25 protein-coding genes and 2 pseudogenes are annotated in these 25,531 nt (G+C 59.9%); 10 read left to right on the forward strand and 17 right to left on the reverse strand.

The window, feature by feature from the left end; translation table 11 throughout:
- Window positions 1–23 precede the first annotated feature (23 nt).
- Entirely contained in the window at window positions 24–422 is a 399-nt protein-coding gene (locus tag EYC95_RS25455) for a trimeric intracellular cation channel family protein (RefSeq protein ID WP_256656999.1), read from the forward strand.
- Window positions 423–425: 3 nt separating this feature from the next.
- Here the strand turns inward: EYC95_RS25455 and EYC95_RS25460 are convergent, their stop codons facing one another.
- The 3 genes from EYC95_RS25460 to EYC95_RS25470 form a co-directional block, all read right to left on the reverse strand.
- A complete protein-coding gene (locus EYC95_RS25460; protein ID WP_131062782.1) occupies window positions 426–1,541 on the reverse strand; it encodes a Gfo/Idh/MocA family protein in 1,116 nt (371 codons plus the stop codon).
- Window positions 1,542–1,879: 338 nt separating this feature from the next.
- A complete protein-coding gene (locus EYC95_RS25465) occupies window positions 1,880–2,632 on the reverse strand; it encodes an SDR family oxidoreductase (protein ID WP_131062783.1) in 753 nt (250 codons plus the stop codon).
- Window positions 2,633–2,695: 63 nt separating this feature from the next.
- On the reverse strand, window positions 2,696–3,763 hold the full coding sequence (locus EYC95_RS25470; protein WP_131062784.1) for a phosphotransferase family protein: 1,068 nt from the start codon (window positions 3,761–3,763) through the stop codon (window positions 2,696–2,698).
- A gap of 211 nt (window positions 3,764–3,974) precedes the next feature.
- On the opposite strand from EYC95_RS25470, the pseudogene EYC95_RS25475 reads away from it, so the two are divergent.
- Window positions 3,975–4,139 (forward strand): annotated as a pseudogene (locus EYC95_RS25475) (type VI secretion system protein TssA); the annotation flags it as partial.
- Between the two features lie 2 nt (window positions 4,140–4,141).
- Here EYC95_RS25475 and EYC95_RS25480 read toward each other — a convergent pair.
- The 3 genes from EYC95_RS25480 to EYC95_RS25490 all read right to left on the reverse strand — a co-directional run bounded on the left by EYC95_RS25480 (window position 4,142) and on the right by EYC95_RS25490 (window position 6,262).
- The gene (locus tag EYC95_RS25480) at window positions 4,142–5,110 is read right to left on the reverse strand and encodes a 2-hydroxyacid dehydrogenase (RefSeq protein ID WP_131062785.1); all 969 of its coding nucleotides are present in this window, start codon (window positions 5,108–5,110) and stop codon (window positions 4,142–4,144) included.
- Window positions 5,111–5,220: 110 nt separating this feature from the next.
- Window positions 5,221–5,808, reverse strand: coding sequence for a TetR/AcrR family transcriptional regulator (locus tag EYC95_RS25485; protein WP_131062786.1), 588 nt, complete (start codon window positions 5,806–5,808; stop codon window positions 5,221–5,223).
- A gap of 70 nt (window positions 5,809–5,878) precedes the next feature.
- On the reverse strand, window positions 5,879–6,262 hold the full coding sequence (locus EYC95_RS25490) for a tautomerase family protein (RefSeq protein WP_131062787.1): 384 nt from the start codon (window positions 6,260–6,262) through the stop codon (window positions 5,879–5,881).
- 266 nt (window positions 6,263–6,528) lie between these two features.
- Here EYC95_RS25490 and EYC95_RS25495 point away from each other — a divergent pair, with 266 nt between their 5' ends.
- Window positions 6,529–7,809, forward strand: coding sequence for a serine/threonine transporter (locus EYC95_RS25495; RefSeq protein ID WP_131062788.1), 1,281 nt, complete (start codon window positions 6,529–6,531; stop codon window positions 7,807–7,809).
- A gap of 216 nt (window positions 7,810–8,025) precedes the next feature.
- Here EYC95_RS25495 and acnB read toward each other — a convergent pair whose 3' ends face one another.
- Window positions 8,026–10,635 (reverse strand): bifunctional aconitate hydratase 2/2-methylisocitrate dehydratase, encoded by a 2,610-nt coding sequence (gene acnB, locus EYC95_RS25500; protein WP_131062810.1) that lies wholly within the window; start codon window positions 10,633–10,635, stop codon window positions 8,026–8,028.
- A gap of 510 nt (window positions 10,636–11,145) precedes the next feature.
- Here acnB and EYC95_RS25505 point away from each other — a divergent pair.
- Window positions 11,146–11,616, forward strand: a complete 471-nt coding sequence (locus tag EYC95_RS25505; RefSeq protein ID WP_131062789.1) for a DUF1289 domain-containing protein — start codon at window positions 11,146–11,148, stop codon at window positions 11,614–11,616.
- A 134-nt stretch (window positions 11,617–11,750) separates the two neighbouring features.
- Here the strand turns inward: EYC95_RS25505 and EYC95_RS25510 are convergent, their stop codons facing one another.
- Entirely contained in the window at window positions 11,751–12,614 is an 864-nt protein-coding gene (locus tag EYC95_RS25510; protein ID WP_131062790.1) for a universal stress protein, read from the reverse strand.
- A 162-nt stretch (window positions 12,615–12,776) separates the two neighbouring features.
- On the opposite strand from EYC95_RS25510, the gene EYC95_RS25515 reads away from it, so the two are divergent.
- The 3 genes from EYC95_RS25515 (at window position 12,777) to EYC95_RS25525 (ending at window position 15,626) form a co-directional block, all read left to right on the forward strand.
- Window positions 12,777–13,385, forward strand: a complete 609-nt coding sequence (locus EYC95_RS25515; protein ID WP_105345386.1) for a tRNA-(ms[2]io[6]A)-hydroxylase — start codon at window positions 12,777–12,779, stop codon at window positions 13,383–13,385.
- A gap of 246 nt (window positions 13,386–13,631) precedes the next feature.
- Window positions 13,632–14,339, forward strand: a complete 708-nt coding sequence (locus EYC95_RS25520; protein ID WP_131062811.1) for a response regulator — start codon at window positions 13,632–13,634, stop codon at window positions 14,337–14,339.
- Entirely contained in the window at window positions 14,340–15,626 is a 1,287-nt protein-coding gene (locus EYC95_RS25525; RefSeq protein ID WP_131062791.1) for an ATP-binding protein, read from the forward strand.
- A gap of 136 nt (window positions 15,627–15,762) precedes the next feature.
- Here EYC95_RS25525 and EYC95_RS25530 read toward each other — a convergent pair whose 3' ends face one another.
- The 3 genes from EYC95_RS25530 to EYC95_RS25540 form a co-directional block, all read right to left on the reverse strand.
- A complete protein-coding gene (locus EYC95_RS25530; protein ID WP_131062792.1) occupies window positions 15,763–16,551 on the reverse strand; it encodes a MipA/OmpV family protein in 789 nt (262 codons plus the stop codon).
- A gap of 102 nt (window positions 16,552–16,653) precedes the next feature.
- A complete protein-coding gene (locus tag EYC95_RS25535) occupies window positions 16,654–17,142 on the reverse strand; it encodes a GFA family protein (RefSeq protein ID WP_131062793.1) in 489 nt (162 codons plus the stop codon).
- Window positions 17,143–17,188: 46 nt separating this feature from the next.
- Window positions 17,189–17,593 (reverse strand): PaaI family thioesterase, encoded by a 405-nt coding sequence (locus EYC95_RS25540; protein WP_131062794.1) that lies wholly within the window; start codon window positions 17,591–17,593, stop codon window positions 17,189–17,191.
- A 250-nt stretch (window positions 17,594–17,843) separates the two neighbouring features.
- On the opposite strand from EYC95_RS25540, the gene EYC95_RS25545 reads away from it, so the two are divergent.
- From EYC95_RS25545 to EYC95_RS25555, 3 genes are all read left to right on the forward strand, one after another.
- Entirely contained in the window at window positions 17,844–18,728 is an 885-nt protein-coding gene (locus EYC95_RS25545) for a LysR substrate-binding domain-containing protein (RefSeq protein ID WP_131062795.1), read from the forward strand.
- A 100-nt stretch (window positions 18,729–18,828) separates the two neighbouring features.
- The gene (gene aguA, locus EYC95_RS25550) at window positions 18,829–19,938 is read left to right on the forward strand and encodes an agmatine deiminase (RefSeq protein WP_131062796.1); all 1,110 of its coding nucleotides are present in this window, start codon (window positions 18,829–18,831) and stop codon (window positions 19,936–19,938) included.
- Window positions 19,939–19,940: 2 nt separating this feature from the next.
- A complete protein-coding gene (locus EYC95_RS25555; protein WP_131062797.1) occupies window positions 19,941–21,038 on the forward strand; it encodes an extracellular solute-binding protein in 1,098 nt (365 codons plus the stop codon).
- 115 nt (window positions 21,039–21,153) lie between these two features.
- Here EYC95_RS25555 and EYC95_RS25560 read toward each other — a convergent pair whose 3' ends face one another.
- The 6 genes and pseudogenes from EYC95_RS25560 to EYC95_RS25585 all read right to left on the reverse strand — a co-directional run.
- A complete protein-coding gene (locus EYC95_RS25560) occupies window positions 21,154–21,771 on the reverse strand; it encodes a DNA-3-methyladenine glycosylase (protein WP_131062798.1) in 618 nt (205 codons plus the stop codon).
- A gap of 5 nt (window positions 21,772–21,776) precedes the next feature.
- Entirely contained in the window at window positions 21,777–22,580 is an 804-nt protein-coding gene (locus EYC95_RS25565; protein ID WP_131062799.1) for an isocitrate lyase/phosphoenolpyruvate mutase family protein, read from the reverse strand.
- Window positions 22,581–22,621: 41 nt separating this feature from the next.
- The gene (locus EYC95_RS25570) at window positions 22,622–23,704 is read right to left on the reverse strand and encodes a bifunctional transcriptional activator/DNA repair enzyme AdaA (RefSeq protein WP_131062800.1); all 1,083 of its coding nucleotides are present in this window, start codon (window positions 23,702–23,704) and stop codon (window positions 22,622–22,624) included.
- A gap of 64 nt (window positions 23,705–23,768) precedes the next feature.
- Window positions 23,769–24,458, reverse strand: coding sequence for an arsenical resistance protein ArsH (gene arsH, locus EYC95_RS25575; RefSeq protein WP_131062801.1), 690 nt, complete (start codon window positions 24,456–24,458; stop codon window positions 23,769–23,771).
- Entirely contained in the window at window positions 24,458–24,928 is a 471-nt protein-coding gene (locus tag EYC95_RS25580) for an arsenate reductase ArsC (RefSeq protein WP_131062812.1), read from the reverse strand. Before EYC95_RS25580 ends, arsH begins: the two co-directional genes overlap by 1 nt.
- Window positions 24,929–25,030: 102 nt before the next feature.
- Window positions 25,031–25,123 (reverse strand): annotated as a pseudogene (locus EYC95_RS25585) (LysE family translocator); the annotation flags it as partial.
- Between the last annotated feature and the right edge of the window lie 408 nt (window positions 25,124–25,531).

The following is a 25,531-nucleotide window of genomic DNA, read 5'->3' on the forward strand; positions in this document are numbered from 1 at the left end:
GTTATCCGGCGCTGGCCTTTTTGATGGGTGGGGTCGCATTTGTCCTGCATGAACAGGTGCTGAGCTGGTCCGGTTCGACGTTGATCGTGCTGGACGCCGCCGGGCTCGCGTTGTTCGCCGTGGCCGGGGCGCAGAAGGCGCTGAATTTTGGCATCTCGCCGTTTGTGTCGATGCTCATGGGCACCATTACCGGCGTGGGTGGCGGGGTGCTGCGCGACATCGTGCTGGCGCGGGTGCCGGTGGTGTTGCAGGCCGATCTGTATGCGAGTTCGGCCTTTGTCGGCGCCGCCGTGCTGATTATCGGACGGCGTTGCGGTGTACCGCCCGTGGCCTGCGCGTTGCTGGCGGGGGTAGCGTGCCTGGCGTTGCGATTGCTGTCGGTGAGTTACGGCTGGCAGTTGCCGAAAGTCATGGGCGCCTGAGCTTCAGACGTCCTCGATGCTGACCCAGCGTGACTCGTTGGCCGCCAAGCGGATTGCCGTCGCCAGGCGTTCGACTTCCCACGCTTGCTCAAAGTCAGTGCCACCCTTGGAAAGGCCGGCCAGCGCCATCACCAGGTCATGCACTTCCAGCGTCTTGAGTTCGTTGTATCCCAACTGATGCCCCGCCGCCGGACAGAACGCCGCGTAACCTGGCAGATTCGGCCCCGCGAGCAACCGCTGGAAACCGTCCTGACCGGCGCGAAAAAGCCGCAGCTCGTTTAAACGCTCCTGATCGAACGCCAGCGTGCCTTCGGTGCCGCTGACCTCGAAGCTCAGGTGATTCTTGTAGCCATGCTTGAGCCAACTGCTGCTGAACGTACCGCGCGCGCCGTTGGCAAATCGCAGCAACGCGTGGACCTGATCGTCGACCGCAATGTGCCGTTGTTCCTGGCTGCCCGTCGTCGCTGGACGCTGCCGGTGTACGGTTTGTGTGTCGGCGCATACGGATTCGACATCGCCCACCAGATAGCGCGCCATTGCCAGCAAATGACTGCCCAGATCCGCCAGTGCGCCGCCCGCGTGCTCGGCGTCGCAACGCCAGGACCACGGCGAAGCGGGGTCAGCCATGAAGTCTTCGCTGAACTCACCCTGGAAACTGATGATCTGCCCCAGCTTGCCGCTGTCGATCAGCTCCCGGGCCAGCCCGATCATCGGATTGTGCTGATAGTTGTAACCCACCCGCGTCACCACGCCCGCTGCTTTCGCCGCCTGACGCATGGCGTTGGCCTGCTGCAGATTCACCGCCAAAGGCTTCTCGCAATACACCGGTTTGCCAGCGGCGAGGGCGGCCATGGCCATGGGGTAGTGAAGATGATTGGGGGTGGTGATGGCGATCAGATTGACCTTTGGGTCATCGATCAGCTGTTGCCAGTCGGTGTGTGCGGTTTCGAAACCCCAGGCGTCGGCGCAGTGCCGTGCTCGGTGTGGATCGGCGTCGGCGAGGGCGGCCAGTTTGAGCTTGAGGGGGAGTTCGAACACTGCGCTGACATTGCGAAAGGCCAGGGCGTGAGCGCGGCCCATGAAACCTGTGCCGATGAGTCCGATTCCGAGTTCGCGCATGATGGAAGGCCTTTTGAATTTTATTTTCAGAAGGCACTTTATGGAATAAATATTCGCTTATTGCAATCGTCGGAATAAATATTCTTTAGTTGGGCGTTCCTTTGCAGAGCGTGGGAACGATCAACGTGAACAAAAAAGCAGCCCTAAGACTAATACCGATCAGAGCACAAAACTGTGGGAGCGAGCTTGCTCGCGATAGCGGACTGGCAGGCAACACACCTGCTGAATGTTAAACCGCTATCGCGAGCAAGCTCGCTCCCACAAGGATTGCGGCGTTCAACGCTTTAACTTATCGGCATTAGCCCCAAGACGGCCTTTTGTTCATCCAGAAAAATGAATCAGGACAAGAACCCGCCATCCACGTTCAACGAAACCCCGGTGGTGTAGCTCGACGCATCGCTGGCGAGATAAAGCACGGCACCGGCCATCTCACTCGGATCGGCCACGCGCTTGAGCGGAATTTGCTGCAACGCGGTCTTCAGGATCGCATCGTTCTTTACCAGTGCTGACGCAAACTTGGTGTCAGTCAGCCCAGGCAACAAGGCATTGCAGCGGATGCCGAACTGCGCGCATTCCTTGGCGAACACCTTGGTCATGTTGATCACGGCTGCCTTGGTCACCGAGTAGATGCCCTGGAAGATACCCGGCGAGATGCCATTGATCGACGCAACGTTGATGATGCTGCCGCCGCCGTTTTCGCGCATCAGTTTGCCGGCTTCGACCGACATGAAGAAGTAGCCGCGGATGTTGACGTCGACGGTTTTCTGGAAGGCGCTGAGGTCGGTGTCCAGTACGTTGCAGAACTGCGGGTTGGTCGCGGCGTTGTTGACCAGGATGTCCAGGCGCCCGAACTGTTCCTTGATGCCGGCGAAGACCTGGCTTATCTGTTCCATTTCACCGATGTGGCAAGCGACGGCGGTGGCTTTGCCGCCGGCGGCGATGATCGCGTCGGCTACGTGTTGGCAGCCGTCGAGCTTGCGGCTCGAGACGATGACGTGGGCGCCTTGCTGGGCCAGCAATTTGGCGATGGCCTCACCGATGCCGCGGCTGGCGCCGGAGACGAATGCGATTTTGCCGTCGAGGTCGAACAACTGAGTCTTGGACGTGGTTTTTCCTTGTTATAGAGGCCAGGGAATGTAATCAGAGCCGCGCGATCAGAGGCTGGATTTCGAGATGACTTGCAGGCTCATCTGCTCCAGCAGTTTGTTCATGTGAATGAACTGCGCGAAGCGTTTGTCCTGGGTCTGACCGTGAAAGAAGCGGTAGTAGATCTGCTGCACGATGCCGGCCAGACGGAACAGGCCATAGGTGTAGTAGAAGTCGAAGTTGTCGATCTGGATGCCGGAGCGCTCGGCGTAGTAATCGACGAATTCGCGGCGGGTCAGCATGCCCGCGGCGTGGCTCGGTTGACGTCGCATCAGTTGCACCGGCGCCGGGTCTGCGGCTTCGATCCAGTAGGCGAGGGTGTTGCCGAGGTCCATCAGCGGGTCGCCGAGGGTGGTGAGCTCCCAGTCGAGTACACCGATGATTTGCATCGGGTTGTTCGGGTCGAGGATCACGTTGTCGAAGCGGTAGTCGTTGTGGACGATGCTGGAAGTCGGGTGATCGGCCGGCATCTTGTCGTTGAGCCAGGCCTTGACCGCTTCCCACTTCGGCGCGTCCGGGGTCAGGGCTTTTTCGTAGCGATCGCTCCAGCCTTTGATCTGCCGCGCCACATAGCCTTCGGGCTTGCCGAGGTCGCCCAGGCCATAAGCCTTGTAGTCGACCCGATGCAGTTCAACGAACTTGTCGATGAAGCTTTTGCACAGGGTTTCGGTTTTCGCCGAGTCCAGGCCCAGTTCCGGCGGCAGTTCGGAGCGCAGGATGATCCCGTTGACCCGTTCCATCACATAGAACTCGGCGCCGATCACCGTTTCATCGGTGCAGTGCACATAGGCTTTGGGGCAATACGGGAAACCGTCGCGCAGCTGATTGAGGATGCGAAACTCGCGGCCCATATCGTGTGCGGACTTGGCCTTGTGGCCAAACGGCGGTCGACGCAGGACAAACTCCTGCTCCGGGTATTCCAGCAGGTAAGTCAGGTTCGACGCACCGCCGGGAAACTGGCTGATCACAGGCACGCCACTTAAGCCCGGAATGTGGGCCTTGAGGTACGGATCGATCAGGCTGGCATTGAGTTCTTCGCCGGTGCGGATACGGGTGGACTGGTCAGTAAGCGCCATGCTTATCCCTTCTGCTTATTTTGGAGGCCAGACATCATTGGCTAATCTAATGGGTGCGCCGGGGGCGCCACAAGCGTGGCACGGTCTTATAGGTTAGCGTGTTGCTGGATAATCAGTGTTCCTGATGCGCAAGAACAGGCGCGGGGGACGATGGTTCAACGGGAGAGAGTGCTTCCAGGAAGGAGGTTCGAAATGGGCTGTGCGCAAGTCGTTGATTGCCGAGTACCTGGCGCGCACCGAACCCCACAGCCCCGTCCCGTATTTGATCAAGTGCGGGGTGGAGTGGGGCAACAAGCCCCTGAGCGAGCTGCCGGGCGAACTGATGTCGGCCGACGCCGAATCCCGGCGCCTCTGGACGCTGTTGGGCGTCCTCTAGTCTCAGCGAACGTGTGCGGTCGTGAGCGGCGCGGGCAAGGCAATGGGCGTCAATACCGGCAGGCCGGCAAAGAACGCCATCAGGTTCTGTCCCACCAGCTCAACGGTGCCTTGAGTCGCTTCCGGGGACAATCCCGCGACATGCGGCGTCAGGATCACATTGGTCAGCGCCTTGAGTGCATCCGGCACGTGAGGTTCGGCATCGAACACATCCAGTGCGGCACCGGCAATGCGTCGTTGTTCAAGCGCGCTGACCAGGTCTGCGGTGGCAATTACCGAGGCTCGGGCAATGTTCACGATGAACCCGTTGGGGCCCAGGGCGTCGAGTACTTGTTTGTTGATCAAGTGTTTGGTGCCAAGGCCGCCGGGCGTGGCGATGATCAAAAAGTCCGAGGCGCGTGCCAGTTCGGTCGGCGTCGAGCAGAAGGTATAAGGGACGTCGCTGCGATGTTGGCGGTTGTGGTAGCTCACGGTCATGTCGAAGCCTGCGGCGGCGCGTTTCGCGATGGCCATGCCGACTGCACCGAGGCCGAGAATCCCAAGGCGCTTGCCGGCCAGGGAAGGGCGCATGATCTTCGGCCACTCGCCGCGGCGTACGGCGGCGTCGCATCGGTGAATATCGCGCACCAGCGCCAGCAACATCGCCATGGCATGGTCGGCGACTGAAGAGGCATTGACGCCGGCGCCATTGGTGACAGTGATGTCCCGGTCGGCGGCGGCTTGCAGGTCGACGTGTTCGTAACCGGCGCCGATCACGCAGATGATCTTGAGGTTGGGCAGGGCGGCGATTTCATCGGCGTACAGGCCCAATGGGCCGCGGGTCAATACCGCATCGATCTGGGCGCCATGCCGTGTGATGGCGGCGACGCGTTCGGCGGGCGTCGGGGCCAGAATCAGGTGAAAGCCCTGATGTTCGAGAATCGGCAAGTAGTCATTGATGGTTTCAACCAGTACCAGAACAGTTGCAGGCATGCGGGGCTCCTGTGGATATTGAATGTCGGATCTCGAATGTTGCTTCAGATTGCTGATTCCAGAAGAGTTTAGCAATTACCAGGGATCGCACATGCTGTTGGTCAGATTGATTAACCTTGCGAGGTCAGAAAATTCCGGGCGGCGTCGAGGATTTCATCGGACAACCCGTCCCCGCGTGTGGCGCGGGCCAGGGTCAAAGCGCCGACCATCAAGGAATACTCCACCAAGGCTTGTTGGCGATTGGCTTCGGGCTGACCGGCGCCCATCAAGGGAATGAGTATCTGCAACAAGGCTTCCAGCCCTTGGGTGTAGGTCTGGTGCAAACCGCTTTCGGCGGTTTCATGGCACATGTCCCCGGCAAACGCCGTCACCGGGCAGCTTTCGCCCGGATTGTCGCGATTGGCCGACGACAGGTAGGGCGCGATGATGCTCGTGCGCGCCGAGACGCTGTCGTCATTGGCATCGATTTTCTGTTTCCAGCGCTCCATCGACTGCGTGAACGCCCGAGTGCAGGCTTCTTTCGCCAGCGCTTCCTTGGATTCGAAATGGCCATAGAACCCGCCATGGGTCAGACCCGCCGCACCCATCACATCGACGACGCTGATCCCGTGCAGGCCGCGCTCGCGAAACAGCCGCGTGGCGGCTTCGACGATGATCTCGCGGTTGAGTTCGGCTTGTTTACGGGAGACTCGAGGCATGGCGGCTCACAGGTGTTGAGGGTGTGTGGATGACTGCATCTTGGGGGCAGTGGGTCGCGTGTCAGGCCGCTCAAAGGGCGTATTGAGCGATGCCGTTGCCAAACGACCAGTTCTCTTTCTTCACTTCCACCAGATTGATGAAGACGTCTTCCAGCTGCACCGCCAGTTCCGCGTTAAGGCTTTCGGCGATGGTTTTATAGAGGAGTTTCTTCTGCTCGACGGTGCGGCCTTCGCTCAGGGTGATCTGAATCACCACCAGGCTGTCGGTTCGACTGATGCCCAGGTAGCCGGGATCAAAGATGAAATGCTGTTCATCGTGCTCGGCAAGAATCTGGAAATTATCGTTTTCCGGCACGCCAATCGAGCTGTGCATGGCGGCGTAAATCAACTGCCCGACACGTTTGGCGAAAGTGGGGTCTTGATGCTTTTTGATGTCGACGCGAACGAGTGGCATGGGAGGGCTCCGCACTTAGGCTGCTGGTCAGCAGGCAGGGTTGAAAGTACCTGACGCTGATTTTTTATCAAATAGATTTTTTTAAACATCTATTTGATAAAGTACTCCGAAATCTGATCCGCACAACCACTCCTCAGCTAAGTCTTTGCTTCTGTTCATTAATCCCGGACAATCGCGCCCCTGTTTCGGCCAGGGCGCTGCCCGTCGGATTTTTCCGACTCGTCCTGACCGGGTAGCAAATGACCGGAATGCGGAGATCCCACCGGATGAAAGATCAGGCCAATAGCGTCGACGAGCGCTATGTAGCGGCGACACCAGCGACTCTCACCCGCTGGAATCGCCATGACACCACTTGGATGCTGGGCCTGTTTGGCACGGCAATCGGCGCCGGTACCCTGTTTTTGCCGATCAACGCGGGCCTTGGCGGATTCTGGCCGTTGCTGATCCTGGCGGTGCTGGCGTTCCCCATGACCTTTTATGCGCACCGTGGCCTGACCCGTTTTGTGCTGTCCGGACGCGAAGGCGCGGACATCACCGAAGTGGTTGAAGAACACTTCGGCATCAAGGCTGGTGCGCTGATCACCTTGCTGTACTTCTTCGCGATCTTCCCGATCCTGCTGATCTACAGCGTGGCCCTGACCAATACCGTGGGCAGTTTCCTCGAGCATCAACTGCACATCATGCCGCCACCACGCGCCGTGCTGTCGTTGGTATTGATCCTCGGCCTGTTGGCCGTGGTGCGTTGCGGCGAGCAAATGATCGTCAAGGCCATGAGCCTGATGGTCTATCCGTTCATTGTGGCGCTGCTATTCCTGGCGGTGTTCCTGATTCCCCACTGGAACGGCGGCATCCTGGCCACCGCGTCGACCCTGCCTGAACCGTCGGCGCTGCTGCACACGCTGTGGCTGGCGATTCCGGTGATGGTGTTCTCGTTCAACCACTCGCCGATCATCTCGGCGTTTGCGGTGGACCAGAAACGTCGTTACGGCGAACACGCTGAAGAGCGCAGCTCGCAGATCCTGTCCCGGGCCCACGCCTTGATGGTGGTGATGGTGCTGTTCTTCGTCTTCAGCTGCGTGCTGACCCTGTCGCCGGTGCAACTGGCGGAAGCCAAGGCGCAAAACCTGTCGGTCCTGTCGTACCTGGCCAACCACTTCAGCAACCCGACCATCGAGTTTGCGGCGCCGTTGATTGCTTTTGTGGCGATTTCCAAGTCGTTCCTGGGCCACTACATCGGCGCCAGTGAAGGCCTCAAAGGCCTGATCATGAAAAGCGGCAAACGCCCGGCGCCCAAGACCCTGGACCGCATGACTGCCGCGTTCATGCTGGTGGTGTGCTGGATTGTCGCCACGCTGAACCCGAGTATCCTCGTCATGATCGAAACCCTCGGCGGCCCGGTCATCGCGGCGATCCTGTTCCTGATGCCGATGTACGCGATCCGTAAGGTGCCGGCGATGGCACGGTTCCGTGGCCAAGCGTCCAACGTGTTCGTGACGGCGGTTGGTTTGGTGGCGATTTCGGCGTTGATCTATTCGCTGACTGCCTGATGGATTCTGTGGGGGATGAGAGTCCGCTATCGTCGGAACGCCGCCCGGAGCAGGCTCGCTCCCACAGGTTTTGCGCGGTCCTTGTGGGAGCGAGCCTGCTCGCGATTGGGGCGACTCGATCCTCAAGTAAGCCAAGCTGTGAACCCCATACTTGTTCAGGCATAAAAAAACGCCGCTCATCTCACGATGGGCGGCGTTTTCTATTGCGTTGCAGCGTTAGGCTTGAACGACCGGAATGTTGGCGTTCGCAGCAGCTTCACGGAACTCGGCGATCTGGTCGAAGGACAGGTAGCGGTAGACATCGGCCGCCATGCTGTCGATCTTGCCAGCGTATTCCATGTACTCCTCGACGGTCGGCAGGCGACCCAGGATGGAAGCAACAGACGCCAGCTCAGCCGAAGCCAGGTAAACGTTCGCGCCGTCACCCAGACGGTTCGGGAAGTTACGGGTCGACGTCGACACCACAGTGGAGTTCGGCTCTACACGTGCCTGGTTACCCATGCACAGCGAGCAGCCTGGCATTTCCATGCGTGCGCCGGCCTTGCCGTAGATGCCGTAGTAGCCTTCTTCGGTCAGCTGGTGAGCGTCCATTTTGGTCGGCGGCGACAGCCACAGACGGGTTGGAAGCTGACCCTTGACCTGATCCAGCAATTTACCGGCAGCGCGGAAGTGACCGATGTTGGTCATGCACGAACCGATGAACACTTCGTCGATCTTCTCGCCAGCAACGCTGGACAGCAGACGGGCGTCGTCCGGATCGTTTGGCGCGCAGAGCACAGGCTCTTTGATGTCGGCCAGGTCGATTTCGATGATTTCAGCGTATTCGGCGTCAGCATCGGCAACCATCAACTCAGGGTTGGCAACCCAGGCTTCCATCGCTTGAGCACGACGTTCCAGGGTACGAGCATCGCCGTAGCCTTCGCCGATCATCCAGCGCAGCAGGGTGATGTTGGAGTTCAGGTACTCGGTGATCGACTCTTTCGACAGCTTGATGGTGCAACCGGCAGCCGAACGTTCAGCCGAGGCGTCGGACAGCTCGAACGCTTGCTCGATGCTCAGGTTGTCCAGGCCTTCGATTTCCAGGATGCGGCCGGAGAAGGCGTTCTTCTTGCCTTTCTTCTCAACGGTCAACAGGCCAGCCTGAATCGCGAAGTAAGGAATGGCGTGAACCAGGTCGCGCAGGGTGACGCCCGGTTGCATTTTGCCTTTGAAGCGCACCAGGATCGATTCCGGCATGTCCAGCGGCATCACGCCAGTGGCTGCGGCGAACGCTACCAGGCCGGAACCGGCCGGGAACGAAATGCCCATCGGGAAACGGGTGTGCGAGTCACCACCGGTACCGACGGTGTCCGGCAGCAGCATGCGGTTCAACCAGCTGTGGATGATGCCGTCGCCCGGACGCAGGGAAACGCCGCCGCGGGTCATGATGAAGTCTGGCAGGGTGTGGTGGGTGGTCACGTCGATCGGCTTTGGATAGGCCGCGGTGTGGCAGAAGGACTGCATCACCAGATCGGTCGAGAAGCCCAGGCACGCCAGGTCTTTCAGTTCGTCACGGGTCATAGGACCGGTGGTGTCCTGAGAGCCGACGGTGGTCATTTTCGGTTCGCAGTAAGTACCTGGACGAACGCCTTTGCCTTCTGGCAGACCGCAAGCCTTGCCGACCATTTTCTGTGCCAGGGTGAAGCCTTTGCCGGTGTCGACAGGTGCTTCAGGCAGTTTGAACAGATCGGTAGGGCCCAGGCCCAATTCGGCACGGGCCTTGTCGGTCAGACCGCGGCCGATGATCAGCGGAATACGGCCGCCAGCACGAACTTCGTCCAACAGCACCGGGGTCTTCATTTCGAAGGTGGTCAGGACTTCGTCGGTGCCGTGTTTGCAGACTTTGCCAGCATGCGGGTAAAGGTCGATCACGTCGCCCATGTGCATGTTGGAGACGTCGAATTCGATCGGCAGTGCGCCGGCATCTTCCATGGTGTTGTAGAAGATCGGAGCGATTTTGCTGCCGAAGCAGAAACCGCCAGCACGTTTGTTCGGAACGTTAGGAACGTCGTCGCCGAAGAACCACAGCACCGAGTTGGTGGCCGATTTACGCGACGAACCGGTACCGACCACGTCACCGACGTAGGCGATTGGGAAACCGGAGTTGCGCATTTCTTCGATCTGCTTCATCGGGCCGGTAACGCCCTGGGCGTCAGGCACGATGCCTTCACGAGCCATTTTCAGCATGGCGAGGGCGTGCAGCGGGATGTCCGGGCGGGACCAGGCGTCCGGAGCAGGGGACAGGTCATCGGTGTTGGTTTCGCCGGTGACCTTGAACACGCGCAGGCTGATCTTGTCGGCCAGGGTTGGGCGGTTGCGGAACCACTCGCCGTCAGCCCAGGACTGGATCACGCCTTTGGCATGTTCGTTGCCGTTGCGGGCTTTTTCCGCAACATCGTGGAACGCATCGAACATGAGCAGGGTGTGCTTGAGTTGAGCGGCAGCGACAGGGGCCAGTTCGGCGCTGTCGAGCAGGTCAACCAGCGTCACGATGTTGTAGCCGCCTTGCATGGTGCCAAGCAGTTCAACAGCGCGTTTCTTGTCGATCAGAGGGGATTTTGCTTCGCCTTTGGCGAGGGCAGAGAGGAAACCAGCCTTTACATAGGCCGCTTCGTCCACACCAGGCGGAATTCGATTGGTGATCAGGTCAACGAGGAAAGCTTCTTCGCCAGCCGGGGGATTCTTCAGCAGCTCAACCAGGCCTGCAGTTTGTTCGGCGTTTAGCGGCTGGGGAACGATACCCAGTGCTGCACGCTCTTCGATATGTTTGCGGTAGGCTTCAAGCACAGTTATTACCCTCATCAGTGGTCCCAAATGGGTGTCCGGGACGCTCATCCCGAAATTGCCGTACTCATGCGCTGCGTGGCGTTGTGGGCCACTTAGCCAGAATTACCGACAATTCCTTACAGAAGCTGCTTTCAAAGTTTTACGCCTGCAGAACGGGAGCTGATGAGGGTTGGCGATTGGCTTTTCCCCGCTGGAAAAACCCATCGCCAACACCGCTCTGAAGGAACGACTGTGCTCGTGACGCTTTGAAAACAGCTTCTAACGGACATTGGCGCCTTAAAAGGCTGGCTGATTCTACGGCAAAAAAAAATTAAAGGTAAGTCAGGGGCTATTGGACTTTGGTGGCGAGCCGCGTTGCCGGGCCGACGTGTGCGAAGCAACGCGCGGGCATCCCTTACGGGCGTCACCGAAGTCCCACAGACCCTGAGCCCCTGCATTTTGAGGGGTGATGAATGCCGGACAAAGGGCTAACATGCCGGCCTGTTCTGCTTTCCCGTGTTTTGCCTACCTATGCCCAATCAGACCATCAAGACCCCCTGCGTCGGCCTCTGCTCCACTGTTTACGGTGATCTGGTGTGCCGTGGCTGCAAGCGTTTCCACCATGAAGTGATCAACTGGAATGGTTACAACGAGGAGGAAAAGCGCGCGGTGTGGCTGCGTCTTGAGCAGCTGTTGTCCCAGGTGATGGCCAGCAAGCTGGAGGTTTTCGATGCCCAGCGCCTGCGCTTGCAGCTGGAGCAGCGCAAGATCCGCTTTGTGCCGCATCAGTCCGAATATTGCTGGGCTTATCAGCTGATCGCCCGTGGTGCGCGGGTGATCAACAATCTGGAAGCCTACGGGATGGTGCTGATGCCGGAGTTTCGCGACTGGAACTTGCCGGAGTTGCGCGATGCCATTGATCGGGAATTCTTTTTGCTGTCTGAGGCGCATTACCAGCGCTACATAGCGCCCGGTTTCCTCAAAGACGCTTTCGGTGGGTAAATCTTAAAAGCTTCGCGGGCAAGTCGGATCGCCGCACCGCTCGCTCCTACAGGTCATGCGTCGATCATGACAACACCGATAACCTGTAGGAGCGAGGCTTGCCCGCGAAGGCGTCCTTATTGGCGCCGCCTGTATCAATGCTGAGTCACAATCTCCTCCAGATGATCCATGATCGTATCCGGCTTCAGCACCAGCACATCGCTCTCCACCGCATCCAGCACCACCTCCGCCGTATTCCCGATCAACGCCCCGGACAGCCCGGACCGCGCGACAGTACCAATGACGATCACGGCCGCCTGAAGCTTGTGCACCATGAACGGAATCAACACATCCGCGGGGCCTTCCTCGATGTGCAGGTGTTCATCATCGATATCGAACTCGGCCTGAAACGATTTGCACTGCTCGCGATAGCGCGCCTGGATGGTTTCGCTGAGCTGCAACGTCGGGTCGGCCGCCGACAGCATCGGTGACGGATGGGCGCTGACCACGTGCAAACGAGCCTTGGCCAGGCTGGCGATGTCGTAACCGTGATCGACGATGGAGGCGTGCAAGGTGCGGTGTTCGCCATCGGTATTGCCGACGTCGATTGCCGCCAGAATGACCCCGCCCGTCCACGGTTTTGATGTTTTCACCAGCAGCACGGGTGTCGGGCAATAACGCAGTAATTTCCAGTCTGCCGGGGTCAGCAGGGCTTTTTTCAACGGGCTGTCGGGGTGGTGCTGTTTGACCACCAGCCCGCAGCCTTCAGCCTGCTGCACACCGACGATGGTTTCGTGCAGGCTCTCATTCCAGGCCTGCTCGGTGGTGACGCTATAGCCGTCCTCGAGCAGGGCCGCCTTGAGCACGCCCAGCATGCCGCTGTGGTCATGCTTGCGATCGCACACCAGCAGATGCAGATGCGCCTGGGTCACGCCAGCAATCAGTTTGGCCCGTTTGAGCGCCAGGCTTTCCGAGTGTTCGGGTTCGATGACCACCAGGATGCTGCGAATGGCTTGCATGATCGGGATCTCCAGGAAGGTAAAGAATACTGCGTTGGACAACTATAGTTGTTCGCCGCCAACCCGGTACTTGATGCATATCAACGGTCGCGACTGGTGGTCTTGCGGCAGGCCGGTATAATCGGCGCCCTTCGATTTATACCTTTTTATTCCGTGAGCCCCATGATCCTTCCCGAAATTCACGAGTTCCTCGGCTGCCGCACCCCCGATGGCTGGGTCCAGGCCGCGCTTGCCGATCAGGAAACCCTGCTGATCGACCACAAGAACTGTGAGTTCAAGGCGGCCAGCACGGCGTTGAGCCTGATCGCCAAGTATCACTCCCACGTCGACCTGATCAACCTGATGTCGCGCCTGGCCCGGGAAGAGCTGGTGCACCACGAGCAGGTCATGCGCCTGATGAAAAAACGCAAAATCGAGTTGCGTCAGCTTTCGGCCGGGCGTTACGCCTCGGGTCTGCGCAAAGTGGTGCGCAGCCACGAGCCGGTCAAACTGGTGGACACCCTGGTGGTTGGCGCTTTTATCGAGGCCCGCAGCTGCGAGCGTTTCGAGGCGCTGGTGCCGCATCTGGACGAAGAACTGGGCAAATTCTATTTCGGCTTGTTGAAAAGCGAAGCGCGACATTTTCAGGGTTACCTGAAACTGGCTTACCAGTACGGTGATGCCAAGGACATTGCCCAGGTGATAGACCGGGTTCGCGCTGCCGAGCAGGAGTTGATTGAGTCGCCGGACGTGGAGTTCCGTTTTCACAGTGGCGTCCCGGCCGCCGCATAACCCTGTAGGAGCACGGCTTGCCGGCGAAGGCGTCCTTGAGATCGCCTTCGCGGGCAAGCCTCGCTCCTACAAAAAACGTCATGCTTTGATTCAACATTGTTAAAAACTCTTAAAAACTCTTAAAAACATGAAACATCACCCAAAACCGGCCCCCGAGGCCGGTTTTTGCTGCCCGTCATAACCGTCCCGTCACCGATTGGCGCCATAATGCCGCCCACTTCACACAAGGGGCAGCAGACGGCAGCTATGGATAACCTGGGTTTTGGCAAAGTATTGCTGGTGGAAGACGACGAGAAGCTCGCCGGGCTGATCGCGCATTTCCTGTCCCAACATGGCTTTGAGGTCCGACAGGTGCATCGCGGTGACCTCGCGCTGGCCGCATTTCTCGAGTTCAAACCGAAAGTTGTCGTGCTTGACCTGATGCTGCCGGGTCAGAGCGGCTTGCACGTGTGCCGCGAGATCCGCAGCGTGTCCGACACGCCGATCGTCATCCTCACGGCCAAGGAAGATGACCTCGATCACATCCTCGGCCTGGAGTCCGGCGCCGACGACTACGTGATCAAACCGATCAAACCGCCGGTGCTGCTGGCCCGTCTGCGTGCGTTGCAACGGCGTCAGACCCCGGACAGCAGCGTGTGCAGCGCCCTGGAATTCGGCCACCTGAGCATTGACCGCAGCTGTCGCGAGGTGCGGTTGGCGGGCGATGTCATTGAAATGACCACCATGGAATTCGAGCTGCTGTGGTTGCTGGCCAGTGCCGCCGGCAAGATTCTGTCCCGCGACGACATCCTTAACCGCATGCGCGGCATCGCTTTCGACGGCCTCAACCGCAGTGTCGACGTCTACATCAGCAAGTTGCGCGGCAAGCTCAAGGACAACCCGCGCGAACCGGTGTGCATCAAGACCATCTGGGGCAAGGGTTACTTGTTCAATCCGTTTGCGTGGGAGCTGTAAATGCTGCGGTTATTTCTCGGGCTGTTTCTGGTGATGACGGTTGGCCTGGTACTGGGGCTGCAAACGGTCGAGCGCACGTTCGACGCGCTGCTCGACGGTCAGATGCAGAGCTACAACCGCGAGGCGGTGCGTGGCCAGGCCTGGTCGCTGGTCGAGCAGTTACGCGATCTGGACGCTTCGGACCGGGAGCGACAACTGGACGCGGTGCGCCCCCACTATGGCTTGGGCCTGACCTTGGTCGAGAGCGGTCGACTGTCCCTGACCGATCAGGAGAAAGCCGAATTGGCCCTGGGGCTGTTGGTGATTCGCGACAAGTACACGCAGTTTATCTCGCGCATCGACGAAGGTTCTCAGTTGCTCAGCATCAAGCTGCCGGCCGAGCCCAGCCTGATGCCGTTCTACATCGCTGCGGCGTATCTGATGATCGCGGTGATGATCGGTTTCGTGTTGATGTTCTGGGTTCGGCCGCATTGGCGAGACCTGGAGAAGCTGCGCCTGGCGGCTGAGCGTTTTGGCGATAACGACCTGTCGTCGCGGATCCAGCTGTCCAAGCGCTCGAACATTCGTGATTTGTCCGAACACTTCAACCTGATGGCGGCGCGCATCGAAGGCTTGATCGCCAATCAGCGCGAGCTGACCAACGCGGTGTCCCATGAGCTGCGCACGCCGATTGCCCGGTTGTCTTTCGAACTCGATCAGCTCAAGCAACAACCCGATCCGGCCCAGAACCGCGAGCTGATTGCCGACATGTACGCCGACCTTGGCGAGCTGGAGGAGATGGTTTCCGAGCTGTTGACCTACGCCAGCCTTGAGCGCGGCGCCACGGTCATCACTCGGGAAAATATTCAGGCCAACAGCTGGCTGGACAGCGTGGTCGGCAGCGTGGCGCTGGAGGCCGAGGCCGCCGGGGTGCAGTTGTTGATTGTCGAGTGTAAGGTCGATCAGGTGCGCCTTGAACCGCGCTTCATGGCCCGCGCGGTGATCAATCTGCTGCGCAATGCCATTCGTTATGCCGATGGGCGGGTGGAAGTGTCGCTGGTCCGTACCGGTGATCGCTACGAAGTGCTGGTCAACGATGATGGCCCGGGCGTGCCGGTGGACGGGCGCGAGAAAATCTTCGAACCGTTCTCGCGCCTGGACGCCAGCCGCGACCGCCGCACGGGTGGGTTTGGTCTGGGGCTGGCGTTGGTCAGACGGGTGTCGCAATCCCATGGCGGGCAAGTGGAAGTGGCGGATTCGCCGTGGGGTGGGGCGTCGTTTCGCATGACGTGGGCGCATCTGGATTAATTGTGTCGATCTCACCGGCCCCTTCGCGGGCAAGCCTCGCTCCTACAGATCCGAAGTCGTACACCTATTATTTGAGCGACTGAATCCTGTAGGAGCGAGGCTTGCCCGCGAAGAGGCCATCAGCAACAAAGCATTGTCAGAAGGTGAACTCCACCTGCCCACCCACAGAAGTCTGCATCCGCCGCTCAACAATCGGACTGTCCGCCGCATCACCCGCCAGATACTGCACGGCCAGCACCGTCGAAACACTCCATTGCTCATTGATCGGCAACGACCAGGTCAAATCCGCTCCGCGACTCACCAGCCCACCGTGAGTGTCATGCGCCCTGAACTGACTGCGCGAAGCCTGGGCGGCACTCACGCCATACCAGGTGCGCACGTAATTGCTGTCACCAAACTGACTGTTCAGGCTGCCCACGACCTTGCCGTAATCACCCTCATAAAACGGCGCGCTGATGCTCAGCTTCAGACGATTCCAGGCAGTGCCGGTGTCGTGATCATCATCGTCCTTTTCCAGCGCATGCTCAAAACTGGCACCGAGAATGATCGGGCCCATGTGGTAAGTCCCGTCCAGACCCAACACAGGTCGCGACTTGATCGAACCCATGCCGTCCAGCTCATCCGAGCCTTTGAAGCCGGTCTTGCGATCCTTGCGCACATCGCTCGCGCCGATGTACACGCTCAGGCCGAAGTCGTCTTCATCGAACGCCCAGCCCAATCCCTTTTCAGTGTCCAGAAAGATTCCATACGGGCTGACAACCTTGGCGCCCAGCAGCGGCGCGACCACGCGCTCGTCACTGCCGCTGTAACGCGGCACGCTGGCGGCACCGGCGCGTAAAGTGTATTGCCAGTCTTCAGCGCGCAATGAGTCGGCGGGAAAGAGCAGGGCAAGCGAAGTCAACGACAGAGGCAGCGAACGTAACATGGGAGTACCCGAAGGGAGATTGGATACGCCCATGCTAGGCGGCTGCTGGCCCGCAATCTTTGAGAGCTTTGTCGGGAAACTGTCAAAGACTGTGACGCGGCTTCAGCGGCTCAAACCCAGACGCTCATGCCATTGGGCGATGGACTCCTCGGGATAGACGTCGAACTGCTTGTCTCCTGAGCGCTTTTCGACTTCTACCCACGGCGCCCTGGAACCGAGCAACAAGTGCGTGTGTTCCGGCGGCACCGGCAGCGGGGTGTCGATGGCTGACGCGAACGGGTGAATCAGCTCCGGCCATTCGGGGCTATACACCCACAAGCCCGAGCCGCAGACCGAACAGAAATGCCGGCCGAGGCTACTGCGATGGGCGCGCTTGTCGCCTTCGTTCTTGAGTTGCGCATGGTAGATCGCGACGTGCTTGCGACCGTGGACTTTCAGGCTGGCGGCATCACCGGCAATATTGATCGAGTAACCGCCACCGCCTTGGGTCTTGCGGCAGATCGAGCAGTAGCAACGTTGATACGGGTAGGGGTGGGCGCTGGTCAAACTGAACGACACAGCGCCGCAATGGCACGAACCTTCGAGTTGCATGGGAACCTCCGACGAGGGTTGGGTTTACCCAAGACAGCCTAGACCGTCAGCGTCCCTCGACCGGCACCAGAATCGCATCGCCGGTCGCCACCAGTTTCAACTGGTCGCCGGTTTGCGCGAACAGCTCGGCGCGGGCGAACACCTGTTTCTTACCGGCCTTCACCACCCGACCCCGAGCGATGAACACTTCACCAACGGCGGGCGCCAGGCAGTTCACCGAAAAGTGCGAAGCGAGCACGTTGCCGGCCACCGTTCCTGCTGCGAATCCGCAGGCCGTGTCGAGCAACGCGCCGATCAGGCCGGCGTGGAGAAAACCGGCATATTGCGCCATGTCGGCCTCGCGAAAAGCCAGGGTCAGCTCGGCTTCGCCGCTCGCGGCAGCGGTCACTTCGAAACCGGCCCAGCGGTTGAAGGCTGAGGTTGAGTTGATCTGTTTGAGTGCATTGAGCATGGCGAATCCCTCCGGTTGAGGCACCAACATGCGCCGGGTTTGGGGGGAAGTCATGGTGGATAAGGGTGGGTGATGGGCAGCAGGATTTGTGGTGAATGTACCGGCCCCTTCGCGAGCAAGCCCGCTCCCACAGGAGAACGCATTTCAACTGTGGGAGCGGGCTTGCTCGCGAAGAACGATAACTCGGTCTGACTGGACGCCCAACAATACCCAAGGCAGCATGGTCGCCTTCATCACCGGGGCTGAATTCATGCGACGACTGCCTTCCTTAGCAGCACTCAGAACCTTCGAATGCGCCGCCCGTCACGCCCATTTCGGCCGCGCAGCCGCCGAGCTGTGCGTCACCGACAGCGCCGTCAGCCATCAAATCCGCCAGCTCGAAGAGCACTTGGGCGTTTCGCTGTTCATCCGCGAAGGCCGGCAAATTCGCCCGACCATGGCCGCTGGCCGATTGATGCAAAGCCTGCAGCAAGCCTTCGAGCTGATCGGAGAAGCCTGCGATGAATTGCGCGACCCGTCCTCGCTGGCCGTGTTGCGTCTGGCGGTCACCGCCGAGCTGGCGCAAAAGTGGCTGATGAGTCGCCTCACGGACTTCTACGCGCGCTATCCACACATCACGCTGCACCTCTACGAACAACCGATCGACGCCACGGCACCGGGGGAAGACATTGACTTGGCGATCACCTACGGCACGGGTCCGGTCGACAGTAGCGCGTACTTCGTCCGACCCTTGCCGGCGCTGCAATTCTTCCCGGTGTGCAGCCCCGGCTTGTTCAACCAGGGCACCCTGAAAACACCCAAGGACCTGGCGCGCCATTGCCTGCTGCACGACGATCAGGACGGCAAGACCTGGACCGCATGGCTCACCAGTCATGCCGGCGATCAGCGTCCCGAACGGCAACTGTATTTTGCCCATGCGGGCCTGGCGCTGGAAGCCGCGGTGCAAGGTCAGGGCGTGGCCATGGGCGACAATTTGACGGCCCAGGAAGACTTGCTCAGCGGTCGTCTGGTCCGGCCCTTCACCGCCAGCATGACCGCGCTCGGGCAATATGCACTGGTGTGTGAGCGGGTGCGCCTGGAGCGTCCGGCTGTGGCGCAGATGCTGGAATGGTTCAACGATCAGTTGATCGATTGATGAGTTGAATTCAAGTATTCCGAAATAATCATCGTTGGCGAGGAGGGTGCCGACGACCTTAGCCTGTGGTCATTCCAATCCCCGTTGATGAGGTCTGACCATGGCACGCTTGCTCGATTCCACCCCGAAACTCGACGGCTTCCGCCTGCCCGGCGAATTCGAAACCAAGGCCGGTTGCTGGCTCGGCTGGCCGGAGCGCACCGACGTCTGGCGCAACGGTGCCAAGCCTGCGCAGAAGGTCTGGGTGCAAATCGTCGCCGCCATTGCCCAAAGCGAACCTGTGACCGTGTGTGCTTCGGCCGCGCAATTCGCCACCGCTCGCCGCCAGTTGCCGCCGCAGGTGCGAGTCGTGGAAATGACCTGCAACGACACCTGGTTCCGCGACAGCGGCCCGTGCTTTGTGGTCAACGACGCCAGCGGTGAAGTGCGCGGCGTCGACTTCGAGTTCAACGCCTATGGCGGTCTCGACGGCGGCTTGTACTACCCGTGGGACAAGGACGATCAGATCGCCAGCAAAATCCTAGAAATCGAACGCTTCGACCGTTATCGCGCGCCGTTGATTGCCGAACTGGGCGGGATCCAGAGTGACGGCCAAGGCAGCATCCTCACTACCGAACAATGCCTGCTCAACCGTAATCGCAACCAGCATCTGGGCAAGGAAGAAGTCACACGCCGTCTGACCGACTACCTCGGCGCCGAGCAAATCATCTGGTTGCCACGGGGTTGCAAGTTCGACGAAACCGACGGCCACGTCGACGACCTCGCTTGCTTCGTGCGCCCCGGCGAAGTGGTGCTGCAATGGACCGACAATCGCGATGACCCGCAGTGGGAGATCTATCAAGAGGCCTACGACATTCTGCGCAGCACCCGCGACAGCCGTGGCCGCGAGTTGATCGTGCACAAGCTGCCGCAACCGGATGTGCTGGAGTGGACCGCTGAAGAAGCCGAGGGCCTCGACCAGCAGGACAGCACTCATACCCGTCAGGCCGGGACCCAAATCTGCGCGTCGTACATCAATTACTACGCCGGTAACAGCTCGATCGTGGTGCCGCTGTTTGGTGATCGCAATGATCAGGCGGCGCAGGCGACCCTGGCCGAACTGTTCCCGCAACACAAAATCGTCGGCATCGAAAACTCTCGGGAAATCCTTCTCGGTGGCGGCAATGTCGCCTGCATCACCATGCCGCAATACGCCGGGAAGGGGGTGTAAACATGGGCCTGCACAAACTGACTCAAGCGTTATTGCTGGTGCTTGCACCCTTGTGTGTGCAGGCCGCCGACTCCGCGAAACCGGTAGTGAACCTGTACATCTGGGGCGAGTACCTGGCCCCGGATACCCTGACCAATTTCGAGAAGAAAACCGGCATCCATGTGGTGGTCGATCACTTCGACTCCCTGGAAACCGTCGAGACCAAACTGCTGACCGGCCGCAGCGGTTATGACCTGGTGCTGACGGCGGGGCAGCACCTGTCCCGGGCGATCCAGAGCGGGGCAATTCAGACATTGAACCCGCAGCAATTGCCGCACTTCGCCGGCGTAGGGGCGGAGTTCCGCCAACACATGGCGGCGTTCGATCCGGGCAATCGTTACGCCGGGATCTACGCCTGGGGCACTACCGGCGTCGGCTATCAGGAAGAGGCGATCAAGCAGCGCCTGCCGGACGCGCCACGGGACAGTTGGGCGATGCTGTTCGACCCGACCGTGGTGTCGAAATTTGCCGATTGCGGGGTCAGCCTGCTCAATGATCCCAACGAGGTTTTCGCCGCGGTCATGAAGTACATGGGCCTGGACATCAACAGGCAGAATCTCGATGACCTGAAACTGGCCGAGCAACAGCTGGCGAAGATTCGGCCGTACATTCGCTATTTTGACAATGACCTGAACATTAGCGACCTGGCCAACGGCAACACCTGCGTGGCAATGTCGTGGAACGGCAACGTGGCCATTGCGGCCGGGCAGGCCGAAGCGGCGAACAAGCCGTTCAAGCTCAGCTACCGGATACCGAAAGAGGGCACGCTGATCTGGTTCGACGCCATGGTCATTCCCAAGGATGCACCGCACCCCGAGGCCGGGCTGGCGTTGATGGATTACCTGATGACGCCCGAAGTGATTGCGCCTATCACTGACACCATTCACTACGCCAACGCGATTACGGCGGCGGATGGGTTGATCGATCCGGCGATTCGCAATGATCCGGGGACGTATCCGTCGGCGCAGGTGAGGGCTTCGTTATATAGCAAGAATGACAATGGCAAGGCATTCAACCGGGCGCTGATTCGGGCGTTTACTCGGTTGAAATCCGGGTTGTGATTGGCTTTGGGTGCTGCGGTGACTGTGAAATCGCCTTCGCGAGCAAGCCCGCTCCCACTAGGGAACGCATTTCCAATGTGGGAGCGGGCTTGCTCGCGAAGAACGATAACGCGGTCTATTTGCCAGTCATCCGCCACAAATACCAGGAAGCCACCGTGCGATACGGACTCCACGCCAATCCGATCTCAACCATCTGCTTGCGCGTAGGCTGAACCTCCAGCCCCTTCAGCCGCCGATACCCCTCGCGCACTCCAAAGTCATCCGCCGGCAAAATATCCGGGCGCTCCAGGCTGTAAATCAGCAGCATCTCAACCGTCCAGCGCCCAACCCCACGCAAGGTGATCAAGCGCTCGATCAGCACCTCATCGTCCATCGCCAGTGCTGTTGCGTAATCCGGCACCACACCGTCCAAAGCCGCCTGCGCAATTCCTTGAATGGTGGCGATCTTGCCCGCGGAAAACCCGCAACTGCGCAGTTGATCAAACCCTGTCGCCAGAATCTGCTCGGGCCTTGGAAACGTCGTCGACGGAAACAAAGCCAGCAACCGACCGACAATCGCATCCCCAGCCTTGGCGTGCAGTTGCTGATAGGCAATCGCCCGCACCAGCGACTCGTACGGATCGCGAGCCGCATGGGGCTGATGCAGGCACGGGCCGACGGCGGCGATATGGCGTCGCCAGTCGTCATCGATCGATGACAGAAACTCGGTCGCGGGCAGGTAGGGATCGGGCATGGCGATCAAGTGTTCCCGGCCATTTTCAACAGAGCATTAACTTCCCCATACGTGAAGGCCTTGAGGTGGCTGCTGTCGAGTTTGCCGGTCTGCAGAAAGCCTTTGGCCAGGGAGGCCATGGCGCCATACAGAAACTCGGCGATGCCCGAGCCGGCACTCAGACGCCGCACGCCGAGCGCTTGCAGCTCTTCAGGCGATGGCAAACCCGGCAGCCCAAGTACATTCACCGGCAACGAGGTGCCCTGGCACAGCGCCTCAATTTCATATTTTGCAGTGACGCCCGCTGCGAACAGCCCATCGGCGCCCGCCGCCTGATACAACGCGGCACGCTTGAGCGTTTCGGCGACGCGATCTTCGGCAGGCACCAGGCCCCTCAGGTACACGTCGGTGCGGGCATTGATGAACAGCTTCACGTTGCGGCGATCGGCAACCTGCCGGGCGACTTCGATCTTGCGCACCAGCAACTCCGGCGAGGCAGCGCCGTCCTCGATATTGATCCCGACCGCACCGGCCGCGATCACCGCTTCGATGACTTCGGCTACCCGCGTCAGGTCATCGGAATAACCGGCCTCGACGTCGATGGTCAACGGCACCGAAATCACGCGGGCGATGGATTCGACGGTCGATATCAGGCGTTCGAGGGGCAGGGCATTGCCGTCCGCATACCCATGCGCCCAGGCCACCGCCGCGCTGCTGGTGGCCACGGCTTTGCAGCCCAGTTGCTCGACGATGCGCGCCCCGGTGGCATCGGCGACGTTGGTGAGGATCAACAAGCCGTCGTGGTGCAGTTGATGAAATTGCGTGTCCATCGAGTCTCCTTCCTTATGACTTTTTAGAGAAAACCAAGGGGTCAGAATGCGAGTTGTTCGGTCACCTGCACGGCGGCTTTTTCCAGCCGGAGCAAAAACGCCTTGCGCGGTTGTCCTCCACCATAGCCCGTCAACGAGCCGTCTGCACCGGTCACCCGGTGGCAGGGCAACACAATCGAAAGACGGTTGTGCCCGTTGGCCATGCCCACTGCACGACTGGCGCCGGGCTTGCCCAGTGTGGCGGCGATGGTGCCGTAGGTGCTGGTCTGGCCGTAGGGGATCTTTGCCAGTTCGGCCCAGACCAGCCGCGCGAAATCACTGCCGGGCAGGTGCAGCGGAACGCGGAACTCAGTGAGTTTGCCGGCGAAATACTGCGTCAACTCGGCTTCAATCTGCTGCAAATGGGCGTTGTGTCCCGGCGCCACGGCATAGCCATAACGGTTTTGCAGTTCTTCGACTTCCCGGGTCAGCGCCGGACGATCCAGAAACTCCAGCAGCACCAGCCCACGGTGTTCGGCCATGGCGATCATCGGCCCCAGCGGCGTGATCAGGCGAGTGAACAGCAGCGGTTCACTGTTTGCCGCGCGGCCCGGTGTGATGTGAAAGGATTTTTGAAACGCATCGCGAAAACCGCTCAGGGATTCGTAACCCGAGTCGAACGCCGCGTTGTCGATGGAATCACCCTGTTTGATACCACCCAACGCCATGCCCAGGCGCCGGGTGCGCAGCCAGGCGTGGAAGGTCATGCCGAAATGCTGCTTGAACCAGCGCCGCAGTTTCAGCGGCTCGATGCCCTCGGCCACGAGCTGGGCATCGGTCCAGCGCAGGTCGGGATCGCTCTCCACCGACTTGAGCAATGCCTGCACCCAGTCCGGCGCAATGGCGGCGGCGTCCAGCGGCCTGCAGCGCAGACACGCGCGGTAGCCCGCCGACATGCACTCATCGGCATGGGCGAAGAACTCGACGTTCTCCGGTTTGGGTTTACGCGCCGTACAACTGGGGCGACAGAAGATCCCAGTGGTCTTCACGGCAGTAAAGAACACCCCCTCGTAGGCGGTGTCTCGTTCGAGCATGGCGCGAACCATCTCGGCGTGGGGCGGAAGCAAAGCGTTTTGTAGGTTCATGGGCTGAGCATAAGACGCGTTGGCCGGCGCCTCCACCGGAAAATCGACAGAGAATTCCGCTCCCTCAGATCGAGCGTTGATTGACCCGCTTCGACAGTTCTTCAGCGCTCTCTTTGCGCTCCGAATAGCGGTCGACCAGGAACTCCTCCCGGCCACGCACCAGCACGGTGAACTTCATCAGTTCTTCCATCACATCCACCACACGGTCGTAGTACGCAGAAGGCTTCATCCGGCCAGCCTCGTCGAACTCCATAAAGGCTTTGGGCACCGAGGATTGATTGGGGATGGTCAACATGCGCATCCAGCGGCCCAGCACGCGCAGTTGATTGACCGTGTTGAACGACTGGGAGCCGCCACAGACCTGCATCACCGCCAGGGTTTTGCCCTGGGTCGGACGAACCGCGCCCATCGTCAGCGGGATCCAGTCGATTTGCGCCTTGAACACCGCCGACATCGAACCGTGGCGTTCCGGTGAGCACCAGACCTGGCCTTCCGACCAGAGCACCAGCTCGCGCAGTTGCTGGACCTTCGGGTGGTCGCTGGGCGCATCGTCGGGGAGGGGAAGGCCGCAAGGATCAAAGATCACCGTTTCGGCCCCCAGCAGACGCAGAATTCGTGCGGCTTCCTCGGTCAGCAGCCGACTGAAGGAGCGCTCGCGAGTCGAGCCGTAGAGCAGCAGGATGCGCGGTTTGTGGGTGCTTTCGGTTGAAAGCGTCAGCAGTTCCAGGTCGAGATTGGGCAGGTCGTCGTTCATCACAGGGCTCCGATGCGGTCCAGTTCGACTTTCAGTTCGGCGTCCGAAAGGTTTTTCAGGTCCAGCGCGAAGAACGCTGCAAACCGTTGCTTGATCGTTTCAACGGTGCTGGCAAACGCTGCCTGAATCTCCTGCTCGGTGCCATGCACCTCCGACGGATCGGCCAGTCCCCAATGGCTTTTGATCGCCGGGCCGAAATACACCGGGCAGGCTTCCCCGGCGGCTTTGTCGCACACGGTGATGGCGATATCGGGTGGGGAATCGGCGAACACCGAAGAATCTTTGCTGTAGAGGCCTTCGGTCGAGACACCGAGGTTGTGCAGTGTCTGCACGGCTTGAGGGTTTAGCCGGCCGCTGGGGAAACTGCCGGAACTCACCGCCTCAAAACCCGCGGGAGCCAGGTGATTGAACAGCGCTTCGCTCAACACGCTGCGGCAGCTGTTGGCGGTGCACATGAAGAGAATCCTGATGGGATAGGGAAGTGGGGTCATCGCTGAAGGCTCGAATATATGGATATCCGAATATACGGATGCCGACCCGAGTTGCCAACTCCGTTTTCCGCACCGTCACCTTCAAGCACGGCGCGCCCTCAACAACACCGAAGCCGCCGCCGACAAGAGCCCCCCACAGCAGCGGTTGAATATCCGCGTGCCCCGAGGCTCGGCTTGTATTTGTCCAGGCAAACCCAGATCAACAATTACCAGCGGGCATTGGCCGTGCCTTTCCAATAAATGAGTTAACGCGTCGTCGGCTGTTTCCAAAGGAATCTGACTTGCGCCCGTTGGAAAAGGTCTGGAAAAGCTGCTCAGCCACCACACTCGAAAAAGCAGAAGCTCAATTAGCTGACTTGGCAAAACTGCTGCCAAAACTGTCAGGCAAAAAAACTGCCTAAAGAGGCATGAGAAAAACAGCAGGTGTTGAGGACCTGCGTCTCGCATCCGCACAAACTGACTGGGCATGTGTCCCCGAGCTGACTCGCTCCTGTTTCTTTGATTCCCTGAAGGGTTGGTTCCAGCAGGCATCGCTCGGTCGCGAAGAACGGCGTGGCCTAAAAATTCATGTGCAGCGAAGAC

This window comes from Pseudomonas sp. BGI-2, assembly GCF_004310295.1.
Lineage (GTDB): Bacteria > Pseudomonadota > Gammaproteobacteria > Pseudomonadales > Pseudomonadaceae > Aquipseudomonas.